Origin of the sequence: Agromyces binzhouensis (assembly GCF_042672355.1) — a bacterium.
In the GTDB taxonomy this organism is placed as follows: Bacteria; Actinomycetota; Actinomycetes; order Actinomycetales; family Microbacteriaceae; genus Agromyces; species Agromyces binzhouensis.
Genome location: NZ_JBHXVJ010000002.1, coordinates 31525 through 54480, shown reverse-complemented (window position 1 = coordinate 54480; position 22956 = coordinate 31525). Strand labels below are relative to the sequence as shown.

20 protein-coding genes are annotated in these 22956 nt (G+C 71.8%); 6 read left to right on the top strand and 14 right to left on the bottom strand.

Going from position 1 to position 22956, the window contains the following annotated elements; translation table 11 throughout:
- The first annotated feature begins 88 nt into the window (after positions 1-88).
- Both ACFVHK_RS03980 and ACFVHK_RS03975 read left to right on the top strand, forming a co-directional pair.
- Complete coding sequence (locus ACFVHK_RS03980) at positions 89-1714, top strand: acyl-CoA carboxylase subunit beta (protein WP_129235798.1); 1626 nt, start codon at positions 89-91, stop codon at positions 1712-1714.
- Positions 1715-1722: 8 nt separating this feature from the next.
- The gene (locus tag ACFVHK_RS03975) at positions 1723-1953 is read left to right on the top strand and encodes an acyl-CoA carboxylase epsilon subunit (RefSeq protein ID WP_376927705.1); all 231 of its coding nucleotides are present in this window, start codon (positions 1723-1725) and stop codon (positions 1951-1953) included.
- A gap of 331 nt (positions 1954-2284) precedes the next feature.
- Here the strand turns inward: ACFVHK_RS03975 and ACFVHK_RS03970 are convergent, their stop codons facing one another.
- The 4 genes from ACFVHK_RS03970 to ACFVHK_RS03955 all read right to left on the bottom strand — a co-directional run bounded on the left by ACFVHK_RS03970 (position 2285) and on the right by ACFVHK_RS03955 (position 6646).
- Positions 2285-3295: a hypothetical protein gene (locus ACFVHK_RS03970; protein ID WP_376927704.1), complete on the bottom strand. Its 1011-nt coding sequence runs from the start codon at positions 3293-3295 to the stop codon at positions 2285-2287.
- Positions 3292-4527: a sensor histidine kinase gene (locus tag ACFVHK_RS03965; RefSeq protein WP_376927703.1), complete on the bottom strand. Its 1236-nt coding sequence runs from the start codon at positions 4525-4527 to the stop codon at positions 3292-3294. Before ACFVHK_RS03965 ends, ACFVHK_RS03970 begins: the two co-directional genes overlap by 4 nt.
- Positions 4514-5218 carry a response regulator transcription factor gene (locus ACFVHK_RS03960; protein WP_242492444.1) on the bottom strand — a complete coding sequence of 235 codons (705 nt, stop codon included), beginning with the start codon at positions 5216-5218 and terminating at the stop codon, positions 4514-4516. The genes ACFVHK_RS03965 and ACFVHK_RS03960 overlap by 14 nt, the downstream gene beginning before the upstream one ends.
- Before the next feature lie 75 nt (positions 5219-5293).
- Entirely contained in the window at positions 5294-6646 is a 1353-nt protein-coding gene (locus ACFVHK_RS03955; protein WP_376927702.1) for a class I SAM-dependent RNA methyltransferase, read from the bottom strand.
- 61 nt (positions 6647-6707) lie between these two features.
- Between ACFVHK_RS03955 and ACFVHK_RS03950 the strand changes: the two genes are divergently transcribed.
- Together ACFVHK_RS03950 and ACFVHK_RS03945 are read left to right on the top strand one after the other, a co-directional pair.
- Positions 6708-7352: a Maf family protein gene (locus ACFVHK_RS03950; protein WP_376927701.1), complete on the top strand. Its 645-nt coding sequence runs from the start codon at positions 6708-6710 to the stop codon at positions 7350-7352.
- 134 nt (positions 7353-7486) lie between these two features.
- Positions 7487-9256 carry an ATP-binding protein gene (locus tag ACFVHK_RS03945; protein WP_376927700.1) on the top strand — a complete coding sequence of 590 codons (1770 nt, stop codon included), beginning with the start codon at positions 7487-7489 and terminating at the stop codon, positions 9254-9256.
- An 86-nt stretch (positions 9257-9342) separates the two neighbouring features.
- Here ACFVHK_RS03945 and ACFVHK_RS03940 read toward each other — a convergent pair whose 3' ends face one another.
- Positions 9343-10773 carry an NAD(P)H-quinone dehydrogenase gene (locus tag ACFVHK_RS03940; RefSeq protein ID WP_376927699.1) on the bottom strand — a complete coding sequence of 477 codons (1431 nt, stop codon included), beginning with the start codon at positions 10771-10773 and terminating at the stop codon, positions 9343-9345.
- Positions 10774-10899: 126 nt separating this feature from the next.
- Here ACFVHK_RS03940 and ACFVHK_RS03935 point away from each other — a divergent pair, with 126 nt between their 5' ends.
- Both ACFVHK_RS03935 and ACFVHK_RS03930 read left to right on the top strand, forming a co-directional pair.
- Positions 10900-11727, top strand: a complete 828-nt coding sequence (locus ACFVHK_RS03935) for a purine-nucleoside phosphorylase (protein WP_376927698.1) — start codon at positions 10900-10902, stop codon at positions 11725-11727.
- A 79-nt stretch (positions 11728-11806) separates the two neighbouring features.
- Positions 11807-13525, top strand: a complete 1719-nt coding sequence (locus tag ACFVHK_RS03930) for a phospho-sugar mutase (protein ID WP_376927697.1) — start codon at positions 11807-11809, stop codon at positions 13523-13525.
- A 65-nt stretch (positions 13526-13590) separates the two neighbouring features.
- Here ACFVHK_RS03930 and ACFVHK_RS03925 read toward each other — a convergent pair whose 3' ends face one another.
- The 9 genes from ACFVHK_RS03925 to ACFVHK_RS03885 form a co-directional block, all read right to left on the bottom strand.
- Positions 13591-13875 carry a PTS sugar transporter subunit IIB gene (locus tag ACFVHK_RS03925; protein ID WP_129233295.1) on the bottom strand — a complete coding sequence of 95 codons (285 nt, stop codon included), beginning with the start codon at positions 13873-13875 and terminating at the stop codon, positions 13591-13593.
- The gene (locus ACFVHK_RS03920; RefSeq protein ID WP_376927696.1) at positions 13872-14360 is read right to left on the bottom strand and encodes a PTS sugar transporter subunit IIA; all 489 of its coding nucleotides are present in this window, start codon (positions 14358-14360) and stop codon (positions 13872-13874) included. Before ACFVHK_RS03920 ends, ACFVHK_RS03925 begins: the two co-directional genes overlap by 4 nt.
- A 127-nt stretch (positions 14361-14487) precedes the next feature.
- Positions 14488-15609: an adenosine deaminase gene (locus ACFVHK_RS03915; protein WP_376927695.1), complete on the bottom strand. Its 1122-nt coding sequence runs from the start codon at positions 15607-15609 to the stop codon at positions 14488-14490.
- A 91-nt stretch (positions 15610-15700) separates the two neighbouring features.
- Complete coding sequence (locus tag ACFVHK_RS03910) at positions 15701-17002, bottom strand: thymidine phosphorylase (protein WP_129233298.1); 1302 nt, start codon at positions 17000-17002, stop codon at positions 15701-15703.
- Positions 16999-17418, bottom strand: coding sequence for a cytidine deaminase (locus ACFVHK_RS03905; protein WP_376927694.1), 420 nt, complete (start codon positions 17416-17418; stop codon positions 16999-17001). The genes ACFVHK_RS03910 and ACFVHK_RS03905 overlap by 4 nt, the downstream gene beginning before the upstream one ends.
- A gap of 16 nt (positions 17419-17434) precedes the next feature.
- The gene (locus ACFVHK_RS03900) at positions 17435-18748 is read right to left on the bottom strand and encodes an ABC transporter permease (RefSeq protein WP_376927693.1); all 1314 of its coding nucleotides are present in this window, start codon (positions 18746-18748) and stop codon (positions 17435-17437) included.
- Entirely contained in the window at positions 18745-20052 is a 1308-nt protein-coding gene (locus ACFVHK_RS03895; protein ID WP_376927692.1) for an ABC transporter permease, read from the bottom strand. Before ACFVHK_RS03895 ends, ACFVHK_RS03900 begins: the two co-directional genes overlap by 4 nt.
- A complete protein-coding gene (locus tag ACFVHK_RS03890) occupies positions 20049-21590 on the bottom strand; it encodes an ABC transporter ATP-binding protein (RefSeq protein WP_376927691.1) in 1542 nt (513 codons plus the stop codon). The genes ACFVHK_RS03895 and ACFVHK_RS03890 overlap by 4 nt, the downstream gene beginning before the upstream one ends.
- A gap of 166 nt (positions 21591-21756) precedes the next feature.
- On the bottom strand, positions 21757-22854 hold the full coding sequence (locus ACFVHK_RS03885) for a BMP family lipoprotein (protein ID WP_376927690.1): 1098 nt from the start codon (positions 22852-22854) through the stop codon (positions 21757-21759).
- Between the last annotated feature and the right edge of the window lie 102 nt (positions 22855-22956).

Below are 22956 nucleotides of genomic sequence, written 5' to 3'. Positions count from 1 at the left end.
AGGGTAGTGTCCGCGGGCGGCGCGGCGATGGCGATCACCACCACGCAGCCATGGGTTTTTGTGGGAATCCCTCAACGAACGGGCCCGGATGGGCGCCGGTAGAGTGAACGGCGTGACCGAATCGACGAACGACGGCCCCGACCTCTTCACCACCGCGGGCAAGCTCGCCGACCTCAAGCAGCGCTACCACGAGGCCGTGACGGCCTCCGGCGAGGCGGCCATCGAGAAGCAGCACGCGAAGGGCAAGATGACCGCGCGCGAGCGCATCGACGAGCTCCTCGACCCGGGCTCGTTCGTCGAGCTCGACGAGTTCGTGCGGCACCGGACGCACGCGTTCGGGATGGACGCGAAGCGGCCGTACGGCGATGCCGTCGTGACCGGCCTCGGCACGATCCACGGTCGCCCCGTCGCGGTCTACTCGCAGGACTTCACGATCTTCGGCGGCTCGCTCGGCGAGGTCGCCGGCGAGAAGATCATCAAGGTCATGGAGCACGCGCTGAAGACCGGCGTGCCCATCATCGGCATCCTCGACTCCGGCGGCGCCCGCATCCAGGAGGGCGTGGTCGCCCTCGGCAAGTACGGCGAGATCTTCCGCCGCAACACGGCCGCCTCGGGCGTCATCCCCCAGATCTCGATCGTGTGCGGCCCGGCGGCCGGCGGCGCGGTCTACTCCCCCGCGCTCACCGACTTCGTCATCATGGTCGACAAGACCAGCCAGATGTTCGTCACCGGCCCCGACGTCATCAAGACGGTGACCGGCGAGGACGTCGGCATGGAGGAGCTCGGCGGCGCGCTCACCCACAACACGATCTCGGGCGTCGCCCACTACCTCGCGAGCGACGAGTCCGACGCGCTCGACTACGCCCGCACGCTCGTGTCGTTCCTGCCCGACAACAACATGTCCGAGGCGCCGGTGTACGAGGCGGAGGTCGAACTCGAGATCACCGACGACGACCGCAGGCTCAACGCGATCATCCCCGATTCGCCGAACCAGCCGTACGACATGCACTCGATCATCGAGGGCATCGTCGACCACGGCGACTTCCTCGAGGTGCAGCCGCTGTTCGCACCGAACATCGTCGTCGGCTTCGCACGGGTCGAGGGCCGGTCGGTCGGCATCATCGCCAACCAGCCGAGCCAGATGGCCGGAACGCTGAACATCGCCGCGGGAGAGAAGGCCTCGCGCTTCGTGCGGTTCTGCGACGCGTTCTCGATCCCCATCCTCACCCTCGTCGACGTGCCCGGCTACCTTCCCGGAACCGACCAGGAGTGGACGGGCGTGATCCGCCGCGGCGCGAAGCTGCTCTACGCCTACGCCGAGGCGACCGTGCCGCTCGTCACGGTCATCACGCGCAAGGCGTACGGCGGCGCGTACATCGTCATGGGCTCCAAGCAGCTCGGCGCCGACATCAACCTCGCCTGGCCCACCGCGGAGATCGCGGTCATGGGCGGCCAGGGCGCCGTGAACATCCTCTACCGCGGCGAGATCAGGCGCGCCGAGGAGGCCGGCGAGGACGTCGCGGCCGTGCGCACCAAGCTGGCCAACGAGTACACGTACAACGTGGCCTCGCCGTTCCTGGCCGCGGAGCGGGGCGAGCTCGACGGCGTGATCGAACCGGCGGCGACGCGCGTGTCGGTCACGAAGGCGCTGCGCGCGCTCCGCACGAAGCGGGCGAGCCTGCCGCCGAAGAAGCACGGCAACATCCCGCTCTAGGAGGCACCATGACCAGCGCACCCCAGGAGGGCGACGCCCAGGCGCTCGACCTCCGGTTCCTCAGCCGCGACGTGACGGCCGACGAGGCCGCGGCCGTGACCGCGGTGCTCGTGGCGACGGTCCGAGAGGCGCAGGGCGAGCACGAGGTGACGCCGCGCAACGACTGGTCGCACCCGCGCAACGCGCTTCGGCCGCGTGTCGAGGTCGGCCCGGGGCGTTGGACGGCGTCGGCGCGCTGACCCGCCGACGGCGCCCCGCGCGCGCCGACGTCCCCCGGTTCCGGGGGCGAATGCGCCCGGCGCCCGCGATTCTCGCCGGTGATGTCCCCCATGTCCCCCGAAATGCTGACTTCGCACAGCGCGCCGGATCCGTACCATGGTGGTACGCACTCCATCGGAGTCGTATCCGCCACCGGCTGGGTAACCGGTGGCGCTCTGGGGGCGAGTCAGGGCGATATTCGGGTTGTCGCCGTGACTCGGGCTTGCTGGGGGGTCGGTAGGGGCCGACCCCCCGCTTCCATGTCCGGGACCCTCCGGCGACGAGCGCCGGGGAGGCGACCCGGCCTGCGCCTCACGCCGTGCGCGGGATCTCCAGCCAGAGCTCGACCTCGGCATCCTCCGACTCGGCCGTCTCGCCGTTGCCGCCGCTCAGTCCGACGACCGTGACCGCGACCGGCGACCCCTCGGCGGCCGTGCGCGCGATGATCCGGTCCGCCCGTGTCGACTCGACCACCTCGGCCAGCTGAGACAGGATCCGGTCCCGCTCGGCCTCGTCGATCTCGTCGATCCCGCCCTCGTCGAGGAGGGTCACGGTGGCACCTCGATCGCGCGCGCTCCGCACGGCCGCGCGGACGGCGTCGGTGAGCAGCATCCGCCCGCGGATCTCGTCGCGGATCGCCGCCTCGAGCGTGCGGCACTCCGCGCGCTCGGCGTCGCTCAGCGCGTGGCCGCCGTCGGCGATGCGCCGGAGCATCGGCGAGGCCAGTCGCTGCGTCTGCGCGAGCCGCATGCGCCCCTCGAACAGGTGCGCGTCCTGCGCCGCCTGCCATGCCGCCGCCTCGCGCTCGGCCTGGGCGTAGCGCCTGGTCGCCCTGGCCGCGCCGGCGAGGGCGGCGGAGAGCATGTGGGCGATCCCGACCCAGACCAGGCTGCCGATCACGCCGAGCTGCCCGAGTGCGAGCGGTCCCGCCCACACGACGGTCTGCACTGCGAGCACGATGACGCCCGCCCACGCGACGACCAGCTGCCGACGCGCGGCGGCGATGGTCATCAGCGTCCCGACGGCCGCGACGTACCACGTCGCGTATCCGTTGTCCGCCGATGGATCGAGCTGGCTCGTGACGAGCACCGGCAGCACGATGCCGACCGCGAGGTCGAGGGCGGCGAGCCAGTCCGGCATGCGCGCGCGACGTGCGGGCCAGAGGCTGAGGATCGTCGCGACGGCGTACAGCACCAGTGCGACGATGATCGGCCACGGCGAGGCCGCGACATCCGTCGACAACGACGAGACGCCGAGCACGACGTGGTAGCCGGAGAACATCGCGGCGAGCGCCATGAGCAGCCAGCGGGGAACGGAGATCATCCGTCGCTCCCCTGCACTCCCGCCGGCCATGCGAGCGTCACCGTCGTCCCCTCGCCGGGAACGGACGCGACCCTCGCCGAACCGCCCTCGTTCGCCATCCGCTCCTCGATCGAGACCCGGAGCCCGAGGCGGCTCGGCGGGACCGCGGCCGGGTCGAAGCCCGACCCGTTGTCGATGACGCGGATCACGCATCCTCCCGCCCCGACGCCGCGAACCTCGAGTTCCCGGCGGACGCGGCCGATCGGGCCGTCGGCGTGCTGCACGCTGTTCACCATCGCCTGCATCGCGGCCGACGACAGCGCGTCGATCGCCTCGACCGGCAGCTCCACTCCGTCGGCGCCCTCGATGCGGACGATGAACGGCGCGGAGAACCCGGCGACGCCGCTGCGGAGTCGGCGCGTGAGCACGCTGAGGGCGACGCGGTCGTCGACGCCCGGGACCTCGACGGCCGCCTCGTCGAGCCTGCGCACCGCGTCGCCGGCCATGCGCGCGGCGAGCGCGCGCTCGGCGGGCGTCCGGGAAGCCGCCGCCGAGAGCAACGTCGTCAGCACGCTGTCGTGCACGAGTGCGTCGACCTTCACGCGCTCGATCTCGATCGCATGACGCCGGGCCACGGCGTCGTAGCGTTCGAGCGCGGCCTCCTGCGCGGCATCCACCGCGATCGCGGCCTGCCTGAGCATGGTGATGATCACCAGCACGACGACGCCGAGGATCACCGCGTACATGGTGTCGAGCACCGAGAGGAGGGCGCCGGCGCCGCCGCCGGACGGGCTCAGCCGCACGACGCCGTAGATCGCGGGAACCGCGATGGTGTACGCGGCGGCCGGCACGACCGGCAGCGCGATCACCGCCGCGGTGGTCGCGACCGTGCAGAGGTAGTAGAGCCATGGCGTGCGTCCGGTCATGGCCGCCGTGTCGACCACGAGGAACGGCCACGCGAGGAGCGCGATGACGTAGATCGTCGCGAAGGCGAGGGCCGCCACCCGCACCGCGACGCGCGTGAACGTCGCCGCGGCGAGCGCGGCGATCGTGCCGTAGACGACCGCCATCATCGCCACGCCCGCGCCGTCCGCCAGGAAGCGCGCCTCGTCGATGGCCGTCGGCACCGTCTGCGCGCCGAACACGAGTCCGAAGGCGCCCAGCGCCCGCCCGGAGACGGTCTCGACCTGGGCGCGGCTCACCGCCGCGCGGCGTGGGACGAGCCGGCTCGCCCGCAGGTCAGCGCCGACCATCCCCGGCCTCGGCATCGAGCCCTGGGAGGATGCCGTCCTCGACCGCGCGGCGCAGCAGGTCGACCTTCGTCGGGGCGGGCCGCCCCACCTCGACGTACTTCGCGCGGATGCGGTCGAGGTACTCGCGGGCCGTCGAGTGCGCGATGCCGAGCTGCTGGGCGACGAGCTTCAGCGGCAGGCCCGACGCGTACAGGTGCAGGACGTCGTGCTCGCGCCGTCCGAGCTGCGCCTTCGCGAAGTCCCGGTCGGCCTCGATGGCGCTCGCCCACTCGACGTTGTTCAGCGCGTCGCCGCGTGCGACCGTCGCGATGGCCGCGATCACGGAGGCCGTCGGCGAGGACTTCGGGATAACGCCGGCTGCGCCCGCTGCGAGCGCCTCGCGCACGGCCGCGACCCGGTCGGCGATGCTGTGCACGAGGACCTGGCTCCCCGTCGCGAGCACGGCGCGGACGTTGTCGGTCACCTTCGATCCGTCGCCGAGCGAGAGGTCGAGGAGCACGACCTTGGGCGGGTCCACCGCCGGGTCGTCGAATGCGGCGAGCAGCGTCGGCACGTCGGCCGTGTCGGCGACGACCTCGTAGCCGGCGTCCCGACACGCGGCGCGGAGCCCGAGCCGGACCGCTTCGTGGTCGTCGACGATCGCGACCGTCGTGGCGACCGTCGCACCCGCCTCGCCCGTCACCGTCGTCACGCGCAGTCCCCCGTCACGCCGTCCTCCTGTCGTGCCGGCGCCCGCGCGGACTCGACCACGCGATTCCCGCCGTCCTCACACGATAGCGGCGAACCGGGCGACCGCCTCGACGTGATGCGTGTTCGGGAAGAGGTCGAACGCGCCAAGGGTCTCGAGCTCGTACCCGTTCGCGCGGAACGTCGCCACGTCGCGCGCGAGCGCGACCGGGTCGCAGGCGACGTACACCACCTGGGCGGGTCGCAGCTCCGTCAGTCGCTCGACGACCGCGCGCCCCGCGCCCGCACGCGGCGGATCGAGCACGACGGTGGCGCCGCGGAGGCCGCGGGTCGAGGCGTCCGTCGCGGCGGCCAGTCGGTCGAGGTGGCGGTCGACGCGGTCCGAGACGGCGCGCGCGCCGATCCAGTCGGCGAGGTTCGAACCCGCGTGCTCGGTCGCGCGCGCGTCGGCCTCCACGGTCGTGATCCTCGTCGTCGGGCCGAACCGGTCGCCCACCGCGGCGGCGAGCAGGCCCACGCCGCCGTACAGGTCCTGGTTCTCCGCGTCCGGGTCGAACCGGGCGGGGTCGACGGCCTCCTGCACGGCACGCGTCAGCGTCGCGGCCGCACCCCGGTGCACCTGCCAGAAGCCGCCGCGGTCGAGGGTGAAGCTGCGCTCGCCCACGCGCTCGACGATCGTCGGCGGATGCTCGGGGCCTCGATCTCCCGCGGTGCGGACCACGAGTTCTGCCGTACCCGAGGACGGGGCGACGAGATCGATCGCCGTGGCTCCGTCGGCGGCGCGGGCCCCGCGGCGATCGGTGGCGAGCGGTGCGATCGACTCGATCTCCGCGACCGCGAGCGGCAGCGAGGCGACCGGCACGATCCGATGGCTGCGCGCCGCGTACGGTCCCACGGCGCCGTCGGGGCCGACGTGCAGGCGCACCCGCGTGCGCCAGTGGGCGCCCGACTCCCGGTCGACGCCGGGGGCGAGCCCGGGATCGACCTCCCGCACGTCGACCTCCCGTTCGACGCCGCCCATCCGCGCGAGGGCGTCGCGGAGCACGTCGGCCTTCAGCTCGCGCTGCCGTCGCATCACGATGTGCCCGAACTCGGCGCCTCCGACCCGGTCCTCGGGTGCGCGGTCGACGGATGCCTCCGCCCAGACGTGCTCGCGGCGGTCCGGCGAGGCGTCGAGCACCTCGACCGTCTCGGCGCGCCAGAATCGGTCGCGCCCGGCATCCGTCACCTGGGCGCGCACGCGCTCGCCCGGGATCGCGTCGGCGACGAAGACGACCCGGCCCTCGTGGCGGGCGACGGCGACGCCGCCGTGGGCGATCCGCTCCACGTCGAGTTCGAGCAGGGGCCCGGGCTCGGCCGGGCGTGCCGGGGCGGGTCGACGAGCGCCCGCCGGGCGGGTGCCGCGAGCGGGGCGGCGACGCGAGTTGGCCATCGTCCGAGCATCGCACATCGACCCGCATGCGGGCCGGGAGCGGCACCGGCAGGATGGAGGCATGCGCCTGTACCTCGCGTCGACCTCGCCCGCACGCCGCCAGCTGCTCCGCCAGGCGGGGATCGAACCGCTCCTGCTGGCCCCCGGGGTCGACGAGGAGGCGGCCGTCGCGGAGCACGAGGCCGAGCACGGTCCGTTGGCCCCGCAGGAGCTCGTGCAGCTGCTCGCGCAGCGGAAGGCGGAGGCGATCATCGGGCGCGACGTCGACGGGGCGCCCATCGACGGCCTGATCCTCGGCGGCGACTCCGCCTTCCTCGTCGACGGCGTGCTGCACGGCAAGCCGCACCGTCCCGACGTCGCACGCGAGCGGTGGGCCGGGCAGAACGGGCGCTCGGGGGTCCTCTGGTCGGGCCACTGGGTGATCGACCACCGCGGCGGCGCGGTGCGCGGCGCGGTCGGTCGTCCCGCGTCGGCCATGGTCGAGTTCGCCCGGCTCGACGACGCGGAGATCGACGCCTACATCGCCACCGGCGAGCCGCTCGCGGTCGCCGGCGCGTTCACCGTGGACAGCCTCGGCGGCCCGTTCATCCGCTCCGTGGACGGCGATCCGTCGACGGTCGTGGGACTCTCGCTGTCGACGCTGCGCGACCTCGTCCGCGAGCTCGGCGTCGCGTGGATCGACCTCTGGGACCTCGGCACGAACTGATCCCCGCGGCGCGTGCCGCGGGGTCGTGGGCGGTCCGCGGCATCCGCTCGTTGTCACTCACCGAAACAGCTGCAGGCCTTTTTTGTGTGCACCACCCAAAGGCGGCTGGGAATCCGCCAATAGGCTTGGTCATCATGCGTCGCATCACCAAGGTCCTCATCGCCAACCGCGGCGAGATCGCCGTCCGCGTCATCCGCGCCGCCCGCGACTCCGGGCTCGCCTCCGTCGCCGTCTACGCCGACCAGGACCGCGACGCGCGCCACGTCAGGCTCGCCGACGAGGCCTACGCCCTCGACGGTTCGACGAGCGCCGAGACCTACCTGGTCATCGACAAGCTGCTCTCGGTCGCGCGCCGCTCCGGCGCCGACGCCGTGCACCCCGGGTACGGCTTCCTCGCCGAGAACTCCGACTTCGCCCGCGCGGTCATCGACGCCGGGCTCATCTGGATCGGACCGAGCCCCGAGGCCATCGAGCGTCTCGGCGACAAGGTGTCGGCCCGCCACGTCGCCGAGAAGGTCGGCGCGCCGCTCGCCCCCGGCACCCTCAACCCCGTCGCGGACGCCGCGGAGGTGCTCGAGTTCGTCGACGAGCACGGGCTGCCCGTCGCGATCAAGGCCGCCTTCGGCGGCGGCGGTCGCGGCCTCAAGGTCGCGCGCGAGCGCGCCGAGGTCGCGGAGCTCTTCGAGTCCGCGACCCGCGAGGCCGTCGCGGCGTTCGGCCGCGGCGAGTGCTTCGTCGAGAAGTACCTCGACAAGCCCCGCCACGTCGAGACCCAGTGCCTCGCCGACGAGCACGGCAACGTCGTCGTCGTCTCCACGCGCGACTGCTCGCTGCAGCGCCGCCACCAGAAGCTCGTCGAGGAGGCGCCCGCGCCGTTCCTCACCGAGGAGCAGAACCGCCTGCTCTACGAGTCGTCGAAGGCGATCCTCAAGGAGGTCGGCTACGTCGGGGCGGGCACGTGCGAGTTCCTGATCGGCCAGGACGGCACGGTCTCGTTCCTCGAGGTGAACACGCGCCTGCAGGTCGAGCACCCCGTCTCCGAGGAGGTCACCGGCCTCGACCTCGTGCGCGAGCAGTTCCGCCTCGCCGAGGGCGGCGTGCTCGACTACCCCGACCCCGTCACCACCGGGCACTCGTTCGAGTTCCGCATCAACGGCGAGGACCCCGGCCGCAACTTCCTGCCCGCGCCCGGCCCCATCCACCAGCTCCGCTTCCCGGGCGGCCCCGGCGTGCGCGTCGACTCCGGCGTCACGAGCGGTGACGAGATCTCGGGCGCGTTCGACTCCCTCCTCGCCAAGCTCATCGTGACCGGCGCCACCCGGAAGGACGCGCTCGAGCGCGCCCGCCGTGCGCTCGACGAGTTCGACGTCGCCGGCCTGCCGACCGTGCTCCCCTTCCACCGCGACATCGTCCGCAACACCGCCTTCGCCCCGGAGGGCGACGAGCCGTTCTCGGTCTACACGCGCTGGATCGAGACCGAGTACGACAACCAGCTCGAGCCGTGGACGGGCGAGCTGGCGGAGACCAAGGGACCCGCCGCTCGGACGAGCCTCGTCGTCGAGGTCGACGGCCGCCGCATCGAGGTGTCGCTGCCGAAGCGCCTCGCGGGCGCGCCGTCGACGAACGGCTCGCGCGGCCCCGCACCGCGCCGCCGCGCCGCGCACCACGCCGTCGACACCTCAACCGGCGACGCCGTGACGGCGCCGATGCAGGCCACCGTCGTCAAGGTCGCCGTCGCCGCGGGCGACAAGGTCGTCAAGGGCGACCTCGTGCTCGTGCTCGAGGCCATGAAGATGGAGCAGCCCATCGTCGCCCACAAGGACGGGGTCGTGGGCCTCGTGAACGCCGAGCCCGGCGCGACCGTGTCGAGCGGGCACCTGCTCCTCTCGATCGCCGACGCGTAGTCGACCGGACCGGGAGCCTCCCTCCGGCGCGTCGCCGCACGACTCGGCGCCTCGGCCCGGGAATCGCTCGGACCGCGGCCGGCGCGTCAGCGCACGACGTGCAACGCGCGCGCGGCGTCGGTCAGCGAGCCCGTGAGCGACGGGTAGACCGGGAACGCCTCGGCGAACTGGTCGACGGTGAGCCGGTGCTCGACGGCCAGCGCGAGCGGGAAGATCAACTCGGACGCCTTGGGCGCGACGATGACGCCGCCGATGATGGCGCCCGAGCCCGCCGAGGCGAACAGCTTCACGAACCCGTCGCGGATGCCCATCATCTTGGCGCGCGGGTTCGACGCGAGCGGGAGCTTGTAGACGATGCCCGGCACGACGCCCTCGTCGATCTCCTTCTCGGTCCAGCCGACGGTCGCGATCTCGGGCTGGGTGAAGATGTTCGAGGTGATGTTGCGGTTCTCCGGCGGGTTCACGATGTCGCCCATCGCGTGGAACACGGCCGTACGGCCCTGCATCGACGCGACGGACGCCAGCGGCAGGAACGTCGTGCAGTCGCCCGCGGCGTAGATGTTCGGCATCGACGTGCGCGCGACCCGGTTGACACGGATGTGACCCGACTCGGCCAGCTGCACGCCGGCCTCCTCGAGGCCCAGGTCGGCCGTGTTCGGGACCGAGCCGACCGCCATGAGGCAGTGCGAGCCGCGCACCTCGCGGCCGTCGGAGAGCGTCGCGAGCACGCCGTCACCGTCGACCACGACCGAGTCGGCGCGCGACTTCGAGAGGACCTTCATGCCGTTGCGCTTGAACACCTTCTCGATGACGGCGGCCGCGTCGGCGTCCTCGCCGGGGAGCACGTGCTCGCGACTGGAGATGAGCGTGACCTTCGCGCCGAGCGCACGGTAGGCCGACGCGAACTCGGCCCCGGTGACGCCGGAGCCGACGACGATGAGGTGCTCGGGCACCTGCTTCAGGGCGTAGAGCTCCGTCCACGTCAGGATGCGCTCGCCGTCGGGCACGGCCGACGACAGCACGCGTGGCGTGGCGCCGGTGGAGATGACGAGCGTGTCGGCGTCGATGCGGTCGAAGTCGGTGCCGCCCTTCGCGGTCGCGACGATGAGGGCGTTCGGTCCGTCGAGCCGGCCCTCGCCCTGCACCAGCCGCACGCCCGCGTCGATCAGGTTCGTGCGCATGTCCTCCGACTGCTGCGCCGCGAGGCCCAGGAGCCGCTTGTTGACGGCCTGGAGGTTGATCGCGACGTCCGGCTTCACCGCCTTCGCGTCGCCGCCGCGGGCGAAGAACTGCACGCCGAGGTCGGCGGCCTCCTTGACGGCGTTCGAGGCCTCCGCGGTGGCGATGAGCGACTTCGACGGGACCACGTCGGTGAGCACGGCCGAGCCGCCGACGCCCGCGCGCTCGACGAGCGTGACCTCCGCCCCGAGCTGCGCGGCGGCGAGGGCGGCCTCGTACCCGCCCGGCCCACCCCCGAGTACGGCGATCCTCTGGGTGCGCTCGAAGGTGGTGTGCATCCCCCCATTCTCACGCACGCGCAGGCGCGCGCGCGAACGCGGGCGGGCGAGCGGATGGCGCGCGCAGACGAGCACGTCCGCGCGCACGCCGTGCCGCGGCATCCGCCCCTTGCGTACGATGAGGGGATGCAGCAGCAGAATCCCCTCGACGACCCCGCCGCCGATCCGTTCGCCGTCGCACGCGACGCGGCCGCCCGCATCGCGGAGCTCACGGGTGTCGAGCGCCACGACGTCGCGCTCACGCTCGGCTCGGGTTGGGGCGCCGCCGCCGAGCTCATCGGCGAGACCACGCACACGATCGCCGCGGACGAGGTCCCGGGGTTCTCGAAGCCCGCCCTCGAGGGCCACGTCGGAACGCTCCGCTCGGTCGCGCTGCCCGACGGCCGGCGAGCGCTCGTGATCGGCGCGCGCACCCACTACTACGAGGGCCACGGCGTACGTCGGGTCGTCCACTCGGTCCGCACCGCCGCGGCCACGGGCGCGACGACGATGATCCTCACCAACGGCGCCGGCGGCATCAAGGAGCACTGGACCCCCGGCAGCCCCGTGCTGATCAGCGACCACATCAACCTCACGGCCGACTCGCCGCTCGAAGGCGCGACGTTCGTCGACCTCACCGACCTGTACTCCGCGCGCCTGCGCGGCATCGCGAAGGGCATCGACCCGTCGCTCGACGAGGGCGTGTACGTGCAGTTCCGCGGCCCCCACTACGAGACGCCGGCCGAGGTGCAGATGGCCAAGGCCGTCGGCGGGCACATCGTCGGGATGTCGACGGCGCTCGAGGCCATCGCGGCGCGCCAGGCCGGCATGGAGGTCCTCGGCATGTCGCTCATCACCAACCTGGCGGCGGGCATCCAGACCACGCCGCTCAGCCACGAGGAGGTCATCGAGGCCGGTCGTACGGCCGAGACGAAGATCTCCGACCTGCTCGCCAAGGTCGTCGCGGCGATCTAGGCCGCGAGCCCAGACGACCCACCAGGAACGCCACGCGCGGCGGGCCGCAGCCCGCCGCATTCGAGAGAGAAGGCAACGGATGCCGCACCTCACCGACGCCGACCGCATCGCCCGCGCCGAGGCGTGGATCGCCCAGGACCCCGACGCCGAGACGCGCGAGGAGCTCGCCGCGATCGTGGCGCGCGTGCGAGACGGGGATGCCGAGGCATCCGCCGACCTCGCCGACCGCTTCGACTCGCGGCTCGCCTTCGGCACCGCCGGCCTGCGGGGCGAGATCGCCGCCGGCCCGAACCGCATGAACCGGGTGCTCGTCTCGCAGGGAGCAGCCGGCCTCGCCGGGTTCCTGCTCGAGCAGGCGACGGATGCCGCGCCCCCGAGCGTGGTCGTCGGCTACGACGGTCGCCGGAACTCCGAGGCGTTCGCGCGCGATGTCGCCGAGGTGATGGCGGGCGCGGGCGTGCGCGCCATCCTCCTCCCCAGGCTCCTGCCCACGCCCGTGCTGGCCTTCGCCGTGCGGCACCTCGACACGAGCGCGGGCGTCATGATCACGGCGTCGCACAACCCGCCGAACGACAACGGCATGAAGGTCTACCTCGGCGGCGCCGACGAGGGATCGCAGATCGTGGCCCCGGCGGATGCCGAGATCGCCGCCCAGATCGATCGCGTCGCCGCGTCGACCCCGGTCACCGAGCTGCCACGCGGCGCGTTCGAGACCGCCGGCGAATCCGTCGTCGACGCGTACGTCGCCGCGACGGCGGCCATCGCGACGGCTCCTGCCGCGCAGCCCCGCGTCGTGTACACGGCCATGCACGGAGTCGGATGGGAGACGATGCGGCGCGTCCTCGAGGCCGCGGGCTTCGAGGCACCGGAACTCGTCGCCGAGCAGATCGAGCCCGACGGCCGCTTCCCGACCGTCGCCTTCCCGAACCCCGAGGAACCCGGCGCGATGGACCTGTCGTTCGCGGCGGCGCGCGAGGCCGGCGCCGACCTCGTCATCGCGAACGACCCCGACGCCGACCGGCTCGCCGTCGCGATCCCCGACGACGCCGAGCCCGAGGGCTACCGCCGCCTGACCGGCAACGAGGTCGGGCTGCTGCTCGGCTGGCAGGTCGCCGAGCAGGTCGCCGCATCGCAGGCGACGGCGGGTGGGGCGGATGCCTCGGGCTCCCCCGGCACGCTCGCGTGCTCGATCGTCTCCTCCCCCGGGCTCGAGGCGGTGGCACGCGCCCACGGGCTCGACTTCCGGGCGACGCTCACCGGGTTCAAGTGGATCTCGCGGGCACCCGGGCTGGCCTTCGGGTTCGAGGAGGCCCTCGGCTACCTCGTGAACCCCCGCACCGTCCGGGACAAGGACGGCATCTCGGCGGCGATCGCGTTCCTCTCCCTCGCCGCCCGACTCGCCGCCGAGGGGCGCACGATCGCCGACCACCTCGACGCGTTCGCACTGCGGTTCGGGCGCTTCGACTCGACCCAGGTGTCGATCCGCGTGACCGACCTGTCGCGCATCGCCGACGTGATGGCCCGGCTGCGCGCCGAGCCGCCGACCGAGGTGGGCGGCATCCGAGTCGAGCGGATCGACGATCTCGCCGCCGGAATCGACGGGTACCCGCCGGCGGACGTGCTGCGCCTCGTGTTCGAGGGCGGCGCGCGCGTGATGGTGCGTCCGAGCGGCACCGAGCCGAAGCTCAAGGTGTACATCGACGCAGCGGCGACCGAGGGCTCGCTCGAGGAACGTCGTGTCGCGGCCTCCGATGCGGTGGCCCGCCTGGAGGCTGGGATGCGCGCGCTCGTCGCCTGACGCGCGCGAACGGGACGGCCTCGGCGGGTCCGAGCCGCCTCCGCGGGTCCGAGCCGCCCGCCGGCTCAGCCGAGCGACGCGTCGAGCTTGCGCCCGATCTCCTCGACGTCGAAGTAGTTCTCGACCTCGATGATCTCCGCCCAGGTCCGGCCGAGCGCCTCGCGGACCCGGTCGGCGAGCTCCGTCGACGTGAGCACCACCTGCGCGTCGGCGGCCGCCTCGCGGACGCTCGCGAGGTCGCTCGCCGTCACGTCGGCCGTCAGGCCGAGCCGGTCGAGCGCGCGCTCGGCGTTGCCCTTGAGGATGGCCGAGCTGCCGACGCCGACACCGCAGACCGCGACGATCCTCATGACGGCGCCCCCGCGGCATCCGTCGCAGGTCGACCCTCGCCGTCTGCCACGCGGAGGACCGCGCGGACCTCCGCCGGGGTCTCGGCCGCGGCGATGCGGTCGATCGCGTCGCGCTCGTTGAACACGTTCGCGAGGTCGGCGACGCTCGCGACGTGCTCCTCGGCGTTCGAGACCGCCAGGCCCAGGACGACGCGGACGGGATCGTTGTGCGGATGGCCGAACGCGACGGGATCGGCGAGGGTCACGACCGCCAACCCGCTCCGGCGCACGTCCGGTCCGGGTCGGGCATGCGCGAGCGCGAGACCCGGCGCGATCACGATGTACGCCCCGAACTCCTCCAGCACGTCGATCATGCGGTCGGCATACCCCGGAAGCGTCGCTCCGGACCGGGCGAGCGCACGCCCGGCGGCGCGGACGGCGTCGCGCCAGTCGGCGACGTCGACGCGCAGCACGATCGCGTCGTCGGGAAGCGGAGGGAGACTCATCGATGTCCGTTCGGAGGTGGTTCTGGAGTTCGGCTGGAGCGGTGATCGCGTGGCCTGCGGATGCACGCCGCATGGTTCTGGACCAGCGCAGTGGACCGGAGCCGGGAGCCGGCGCCGGCGGACGGAGTCAACCCTCGTCGAAGCCGTCCTGGATCTGCTCGACAAGGTCCTCGCGGTCGTCGAGCGGGAGGAAGGCCGCCGCAGCGGCGTTGAGCTGGAACACCTCGAAGTCGTCGAGGTCGTACCCGAACGCATCCGAGAGCAGGGCGAGCTCGCGGGTGAGGGACGTGCCCGACTGGAGGCGGTTGTCGGTGTTGACGGTGACGCGGAACCCGAGCTGGTACAGCAGGTCGAACGGATGGTCGACGAGCTCGTCTCCCCACGCCGCGATCGCGCCGGTCTGCAGGTTCGAGGACGGGCTCGTCTCGAGGGCGATCTCGCGGTCACGCACCCACTGCGCGATCGGGCCGAGCGAGACGTACGTGTTCTCGTCGTCCTGCCGCTCGATGGTGAGGTCCTCCGCGAGCCGCACGCCGTGGCCGAGGCGGAGCGCACGCCCGTCGAACAGGGCGCTCCGGATCGACTCGAGGCCGTCGGCCTCGCCGGCGTGGACGGTGACGGGCATGAACCGGGTCGCGAGGAAGTCGAACGCGGTGCGGTGCCGGCTCGGCGGGAAGCCCGCCTCGGCACCCGCGATGTCGAAGCCCACGACGCCGCGATCGCGGTGACGCACGGCGAGCTCCGCGATCTCGAGTCCTCGGTCGGCGTGCCGCATCGCGGTGATGAGCTGGCCGACCCGGATGCGGGCGCCCTGGCGCCGCACGTCGTCGACGCCCTGCTCGAGGCCCGCCTGCACGGCCTCCACGGCCTCGTCGAGCGAGAGCCCCCGCGTGAGGTGCTGTTCCGGCGCCCAGCGGACTTCTCCGTAGATCACGCCGTCCTCTGCGAGGTCGTTGACGAACTCGCGTGCGACGCGCGCCAGGCCGTCGCGCGTCTGCATGACCGCGGTGGTCACGTCGAACGTCTTCAGGTACTCGACGAGCGAACCCGAGTCGGACTGGTCGGCGAACCATCGACCGAGATCATCGGCCTCGGTCGCGGGGAGCTCGAACCCGACCTCATCGGCGAGCTCGATGACGGTCTGCGGCCGCAGGCCGCCGTCGAGGTGATCGTGCAGCGAGATCTTCGGCAGCGACCGGATGTCGGTGCCGTCTCCCTCGATCCGGTATTCGGTCGCGTGCGTGTCCACCCCACCACGATAGCGGCGCGGGCCGTCGCCGACGCAGGGAAATCCCTGCGTGCGACGGTTGGTCACGCAACGGACGTGCGCGTCGACGTCGCTAGCGGCCGATGCGCTCGGCGATCAGCGGCCCGCCGTCCTGCACGGCCGCTCCCGCGTCGCCGATCTCCCACGCCCCCTCGACGGATTCGAGGGCGCGCGCGAAGCGAGCGGGCTGGTCGGCGTGCAGCGTGAACAGCGGCTGGCCGGCGCGGACCTCGTCGCCGGGCTTCGCGTGCAGGTCGATGCCGGCCGCGTGCTGCACCGGGTCCTCCTTGCGCGCGCGACCCGCGCCCAGGCGCCAGGCGGCGATGCCGAACGACAGCGCGTCCTGCCGGAGGAGGACGCCGTCGCGATCGGCCGTCACGACGTGCTGCTCCTTGGCGACGGGCATGGGGGCGTCGGGGTCGCCGCCCTGGGCGCGGATCGAGGCGCGCCACGTGTCCATCGCGCGGCCGTCGTCCAGCGCCCGCTCCACGTCGGCGTCCGCGACCCCGGCGAGCTCGAGCATCTCGCGCGCGAGCGCGATGGTGAGCTCGCGCACATCGGCCGGCCCGCCGCCGGCGAGCACCTCGACGGACTCGCGGACCTCGTTCGCGTTGCCGATCGTGAGCCCGAGCGGCACGTTCATGTTCGTCAGGAGCGCCGAGGTCGCGACCCCGGCGTCCTCGCCGAGTTCGACCATCGTGCGCGCCAGCTCGCGCGAGCGCTCGATGTCCTTCAGGAACGCGCCCGACCCGAACTTCACGTCCAGCACGAGCGCGCCCGTGCCCTCGGCGATCTTCTTCGACATGATCGACGACGCGATGAGCGGGATGGCCTCGACCGTGCCCGTGATGTCGCGCAGCGCGTAGAGCTTCTTGTCGGCCGGGGCGAGCCCGGCGCCGGCGGCGCAGATGACGCCGCCCACGTCGCGCAGCTGGGCGAACACCTCCTCGTTGGAGAGCTCGGCGCGCCAGCCGGGGAAGGACTCCAGCTTGTCGAGCGTGCCGCCGGTGTGCCCGAGGCCCCGCCCCGAGAGCTGCGGGACGGCCACGCCGAACGAGGCGACCAGCGGCATCAGCGGCAGCGTGATCTTGTCGCCGACGCCGCCCGTCGAGTGCTTGTCGGTCGTCGGCTTGCCGAGCGCCGAGAAGTCCAGGCGCTCGCCCGAGGCGAGCATCGCCATCGTCATGTCGCGGATCTCGCGGCGGCTCATCCCGTTGAGGAAGATCGCCATGGCCATCGCCGACATCTGCTCGTCGGCCACGTAGCCGCGCGTGTAGGCGTCGACGAGCCAGTCGATCTGATCGGTGGACAGTTCGCCTCGATCGCGCTTGGTGCGGATCAGGTCGACGGCGTCGAAGGCCTCGACGGCGTTCATGCGCTCTCCCCTCGGTACTCGGCGAGCTGTCGCGGACCGAACGCGTCGGGCAGCACCTCATCGATGGTCTTCAGCCCCGAGACGGTCTCGAGCACCATGCCCTCGGCCGAGTGCTCGTAGAGCAGCTGGCGGCAGCGGCCGCACGGCATCAGGACGTTGCCGTGCCCGTCCACGCAGGTGAAGGCGACGAGCTTGCCTCCGCCCGACATGACGAGCGCCGAGACGAGCGAGCACTCCGCGCAGAGGGTCACTCCGTACGAGGCGTTCTCGACGTTGCACCCGCTCACGACGCGGCCATCGTCGGCGATGGCGGCGGCGCCCACGGGGAACTGGGAGTACGGGACGTACGCCTTCGCCATCGCCTCGCGGGCGATCTCGCGAAGGTGGCCCCAGTCGGTCGACTGGTGGTCGGTCATCGGTGACGCTCCTCGATCAGGACTTGATGTAGGGCTTGCCGGCGGAGGCGGGTCCGCGGACCTTGCCGACGAATCCGGCGACGGCGAGGATCGTGACGACGTAGGGCAGCATGAGCATGAACTCGCTCGGCACCGGGGAGCCGATCACGGAGAGGGTGTTCTGCAGGTTGGATGCGAACCCGAACAGGAGCGCCGCGAGGGTGGCCCGGATCGGGTCCCACTGGCCGAAGATCACCGCGGCGAGGGCGATGAAGCCGGCGCCTGCGGTCATCTCCTTGTTGAACGCGCCGACCGCGCCGAGGGTGAAGAACGCGCCGCCGAACCCGGCGATCGCGCCGGCGAGGGAGACGTTCCAGAACCGGGTGCGGGCGACGTTGATGCCGACCGTGTCCGCGGCCTGCGGGTGCTCGCCCACGGACCGGAGCCGGAGGCCCCAGCGGGTGTGGAACAGGCCGACGTAGACCAGGGCGATGATGACGTACATCGCGTACACGATGAGCGTCTGGCGGAAGAACATCGGCCCGATCAGCGGGATCTCGGACAGCAGCGGGATCGGGATGCGCTGCAGGCGGGGCGGCGAGTTCAGCAGGGCCGCGTTCGGGGCCAGGACCTGGGAGAACAGGAAGCTGGTCAGGCCGATCACGAGCACGTTGAGCACGACACCCACGATGACCTGGTCGACGAAGTACTTGATCGCGAACGCGGCGAGCACGAACGCGACGAGCACGCCCGACACGGCGGCCGCGGCCAGGCCGACGATCGGGCCGAGCCACTGCTGCCCGATCACGGAGGCGACCACGGCCGAGGTGAACGCGCCGGCCAGCAGCTGGCCCTCGATGGCGATGTTGATCACGCCGACCCGCTCGCTGATGACACCGCACAGGGCGCCGAAGATCAGCGGGACGGAGAGGCTGAGCGCGCCGGCGAGCAGGCCCGGCAGCGGGATCACCGGGGTGCGGGCGCCCGCGGCGGCCCAGGTGAGGAACGCGACCAGGCCGATCACGGCGAAGACCACGATCAGCCACAGCGGGACGGACCGCTTGGCGCGGACCATCGCCGCGGACACGACGGTGATCGCGGTCAGCAGGATGATGCAGGTCCACGTCGTGACCGGGCCGCTGATGGTGATCTCGGGGATCTGGATCAGGTCGCTGCCCGTGGACAGGCGGAACGTCGCGTCGCCGCCGTGCCGGGTGGTGAGGAACAGAACGGCGAGCAGCACGGTGATCACGGCGAACGAGATCGGCGCCTTCCAGCTGATCAGGGTCGTGCTGTCGAGGGTCCGCTCGGTCGGAGCGGCGGTGGCGTGGTGCTGGCTGGGAGCGGTCACTTCGCCGCCACCTCCTCCTTGCGTGGGGTGCGGGTTCGCTTCTTGGGCTTGGCGCCCGGCTGCGGGAGCCGGAAGATCGCGCGCACCAGCGGCGGCGCCGCGATGAACAGCACGATCAGGGACTGCACGACCAGGACGATGTCGATCGGGACGCCCTCGGCGGCCTGCATCGCGAACCCGCCGGCCTTGAACGCGCCGAACAGGATGCCCGCGGCGAGGATGCCCCACGGGTTCGAGCCGCCCAGGAGGGCGACCGTGATCGCGTCGAAGCCGATGCCCGCGTCGATGCCCGAGGAGAACCCGGTGGTCACGGTGCCGAGGACCTGGTCCACGCCGGCCAGGCCGACCAGGGCGCCGGCGATCAGCATGCCGTAGACGTACATGCGGTTGACGTTGATGCCGGCCACGCGGGCGGCCTTCGGGTTCAGTCCGACCGCGCGGAACTGGAAGCCCAGGCTCGAGCGGTCCAGGATCCACCACACGAGCACGACGCAGCCGAGGGACAGCAGGAAGCCGAGATGGAGGTTGAACCCGGACCCGAGGAGGTCGGGGAAGATCGCGGAGTCCTTCATCGGCGGCGTCTTCGGGTTGTTCGATCCCGGCGCCTGCAGCAGCCCGGGAGTGCGCAGCATCCACGACACCAGGTACAGGGCGACGTAGTTGAGCATGATCGTCACGATCACCTCGTGCGCGCCGGTGCGGGCCTTCAGCAGGCCCGCGATCCCGGCCCACAGGGACCCGGCAATGATGCCCGCGATCACGGCGACGATCATGTGCAGCGGGAACGGCAGGTCGAACGAGAACGCCACCCACCCGGCGGCGGATGCCGCGAGCAGCATCTGCCCGCGACCACCGATGTTGAACATGCCGACCTTGAACGCCAGGCCCACGCCGAGACCGGCCGCGATCAGCGGGGTCGCGAAGTTCAGCGTCTCGGTCAGCGGCCGGATACCGGACGCGAAGTCCGGACGACGGAAGTTGTACACCGCGCCCTGGAACAGCGCCGAGTAGGCCCCGGCCACCGAGTCCCAGATCGCGGCGAACGTGTCGCCCGGGCGGGCGAAGAAGTACCCGGATGCCGCCTGCACGCGCTCGTCGGTGAACGCGATCATGACTGCGCCGACGACGAGGGCCAGCAGCACCGCGAGCACCGAGATGATCGCGTTCCCGGTCGCGATCTGACGCAGCGCCTGCTGCCAGCGCGACGGCTCCTCGCGCTCGGGCTCGGGCTCGATCACGGGCTCGTCAGGTGGGACCTGCGCTCCGGTCTCGAGCGCGACGTCGGGGTCGTTGCGGTCGCTCATGCCGCGGCTCCTTCGGGGGTGGGGGCGTCACCGGACGGCGCCGGACGCTCGCCGGCCATCATCAGGCCGAGGACCTCGCGGGGCGTGTCGCCGGGCACGATGCCCACGACCCTGCCCCGGTACATCACCATGATCCGGTCGGCGAGGGCGGTGACCTCGTCGAGCTCGGTCGAGACCACCACCACGGGCACGCCCGCGTCACGGGTCTCGATGATGCGCTTGTGGATGAACTCGATCGAACCCACGTCGACACCACGCGTCGGCTGGGCTGCGACGAGCAGGTTCAGGTCGCGGCTCAGCTCACGGGCGAGCACCACTTTCTGCTGGTTGCCGCCCGAGAGACGACCCGCCTTGGTCTCGATGCCGGGCGTGCGGACGTCGAACTCCGCGACCTTGTCCTTCGCGAACTCCGCGAGGAAGCCGCGCTGCACGTTCCCGGCCTTCACGAACGGCGCCCCGTCCGAGCGGTCGAGCATGAGGTTCTCCGCGACGGTGAACTCGCCGACCAGGCCGTCCTCCGTGCGGTCCTCGGGCACGAACCCGACCCCCGCGTCCAGGATCTTCCGCACGGAATGCCGGGTGAGTTCCTGCCCGTCGAGCCGGATCTCTCCCTGCACGCGCGGCTGGAGCCCCACGAGCGCCTCGGTCAACTCGGTCTGCCCGTTGCCCTGCACGCCCGCGACCGCGAGCACCTCGCCACGACGGACCGTGAAGCTCACGTCGTTGACGACGAGCTGGCCGATCGGATCGATGACGCTCAGGTGCGACACCTGCAACGCCTCCTCGCCCAGGGTCGGCTCCTCCTTCTGCACCGTGAGCTCGACCGCACGACCCACCATCAGCGAGGCCAGCTCGGCGTTCGTGGCCGTCGGCTCGGCCTCGCCGACGACCTTGCCCAAGCGGACCACCGTGATCTTGTCCGCGACCTCGCGGACCTCGCGCAGCTTGTGCGTGATGAACACGATCGACGCGCCCGACTCCTTCAGCTGCCGCATGATCGCCATCAGCTCGTCGGTCTCCTGCGGCGTCAGCACCGCGGTCGGCTCGTCGAACACCAGCACCCGCGCGTCGCGCGAGAGCGCCTTGATGATCTCCACCCGCTGCTGCACGCCCACCGGCAGGTCATCGACCAACGCGTCCGGGTCGACGTCGAACCCGAACCGGTCGCTGATCTCCCGCACCCGCTCGCGCGCCGCGGCCAGGTCGATGAGCCCGCCCCGACGGGTCTGCTCGTGACCCAGCATCACGTTCTCCGCGACCGTGAACACCGGGATCAGCATGAAGTGCTGGTGCACCATGCCGATGCCCGCGCGCATCGCGTCACCGGGCCCCTCGAAATGCTGCAGCTGGTCATCGAGGAGGATCTCGCCCTCATCGGCCCGGTACAGGCCGTACAGGACGTTCATCAGCGTCGACTTGCCCGCCCCGTTCTCACCCAGGAGGCAGTGGATCTCCCCCGCCTCGACAGTGAGGTCGATGTGGTCGTTCGCCACCAGGGAACCGAACTTCTTCGTGATTCCTCGGAGTTCGAGTTTCATGCCACCGATCCTAATGATCGCGCCGGGTTTCGCAGCGGTCGTGCGCCGAAGTGCGCCGATGAGCGTCCCGAACTGCTCAGATGTTGGCGGGCGTGCTCAGCAGCGCCCGAGAATATGACGAAGGGAGGCCGGTGCAGCACCGGCCTCCCTCCGAGAACGGCTCGGCTCAGCCGGCCAGGTAGGACTCGACGGTGATGTCGCCGTCGATGATCATCTGCTGGAGCTCGTCGATCTTCGAGGACAGGTCGGCCGGAACCGCGTCCTCGAAGTCGTGGAACGGCGCGAGGCCGACGCCCTCGTTCTCGAGCGTGCCGACGAACGGGGACGGGTCGAACTCGCCGTTGCCGGCGGCGAGGATCGCGTCCTCGACACCCACGTCGATGCCCTTGCGGATCGAGGTCAGCAGCAGGTCGCCCACCGACGGGTCGGTCTCGTACACGTCGGCGTCGACACCGAGCAGCATGATGTCACGGCCGGAGTCGCGGATGGCCGCAGCGCCCGACTGGTAGATCGGTCCGCCGACCGGGAGGATGACGTCGACGTTCTGGTCGATGAGGCCCTGCGCGACCTGGCGAGCGGTGTCGTTCGCCTCGAAGCCGCCGGTGAACGAGCCGTCCTGCGCCTCGCGGTCCCAGCCGATCACCTGGATGTCGGCGCCGTTCTCCTCGTTGTAGTACTCCACGCCCTGCGCGAAGCCGTCCATGAAGATCGAGACGGTCGGGATGTTCATGCCGCCGTAGGTGCCGACCGCGCCCGTCTCGCTCATGCCGGCCGAGAGGTAGCCCGCGAGGAACGCCGCCTGCGCGGTGTCGAAGATGATGGGCTTGATGTTCTCGGCGTCGGTCGTGCCGTCGAAGTCGGTGTCGACCGTGTCGTCGATCGAGACGTACTCGAGGTCGGGGTTCGCGGTCGCCGACTCGAGCGCCGCCGGAGCGAGCAGGAAGCCGACCGTCACGATGGTGTTGCAACCCTGGTCGACGAGGCTCTGCAGGTTGGACGCGTAGTCGGTCTCGGCGGACGACTCGACGAGCGTCGGCTCGACGCCGAGCTCATCGGATGCGGCCTCGAGGCCCTCGCGACCCAGCTGGTTGAACGACTTGTCATCGAAGCCACCGGCGTCGGAGACCATGCAGGGCAGGTAGTCGAGCGCCTCGCCGCCGTCGCCGTCGGTCTCCTCGGGAGCCGACGCGCAACCTGCGAGGAGCGCGACCGCACCGATGGTCGCGAGGCCGCCGACTGCCGCCTTCTTGAACGTGAACGTCACAGTGTCCTCCAAAAGACAGTGCACCCCGAACGATCGCGGGGACCGTGAGGTCACGTTACCCAATGTTTCGATCAGCGCCATCGGCCCCTCGACCCGCAGCAG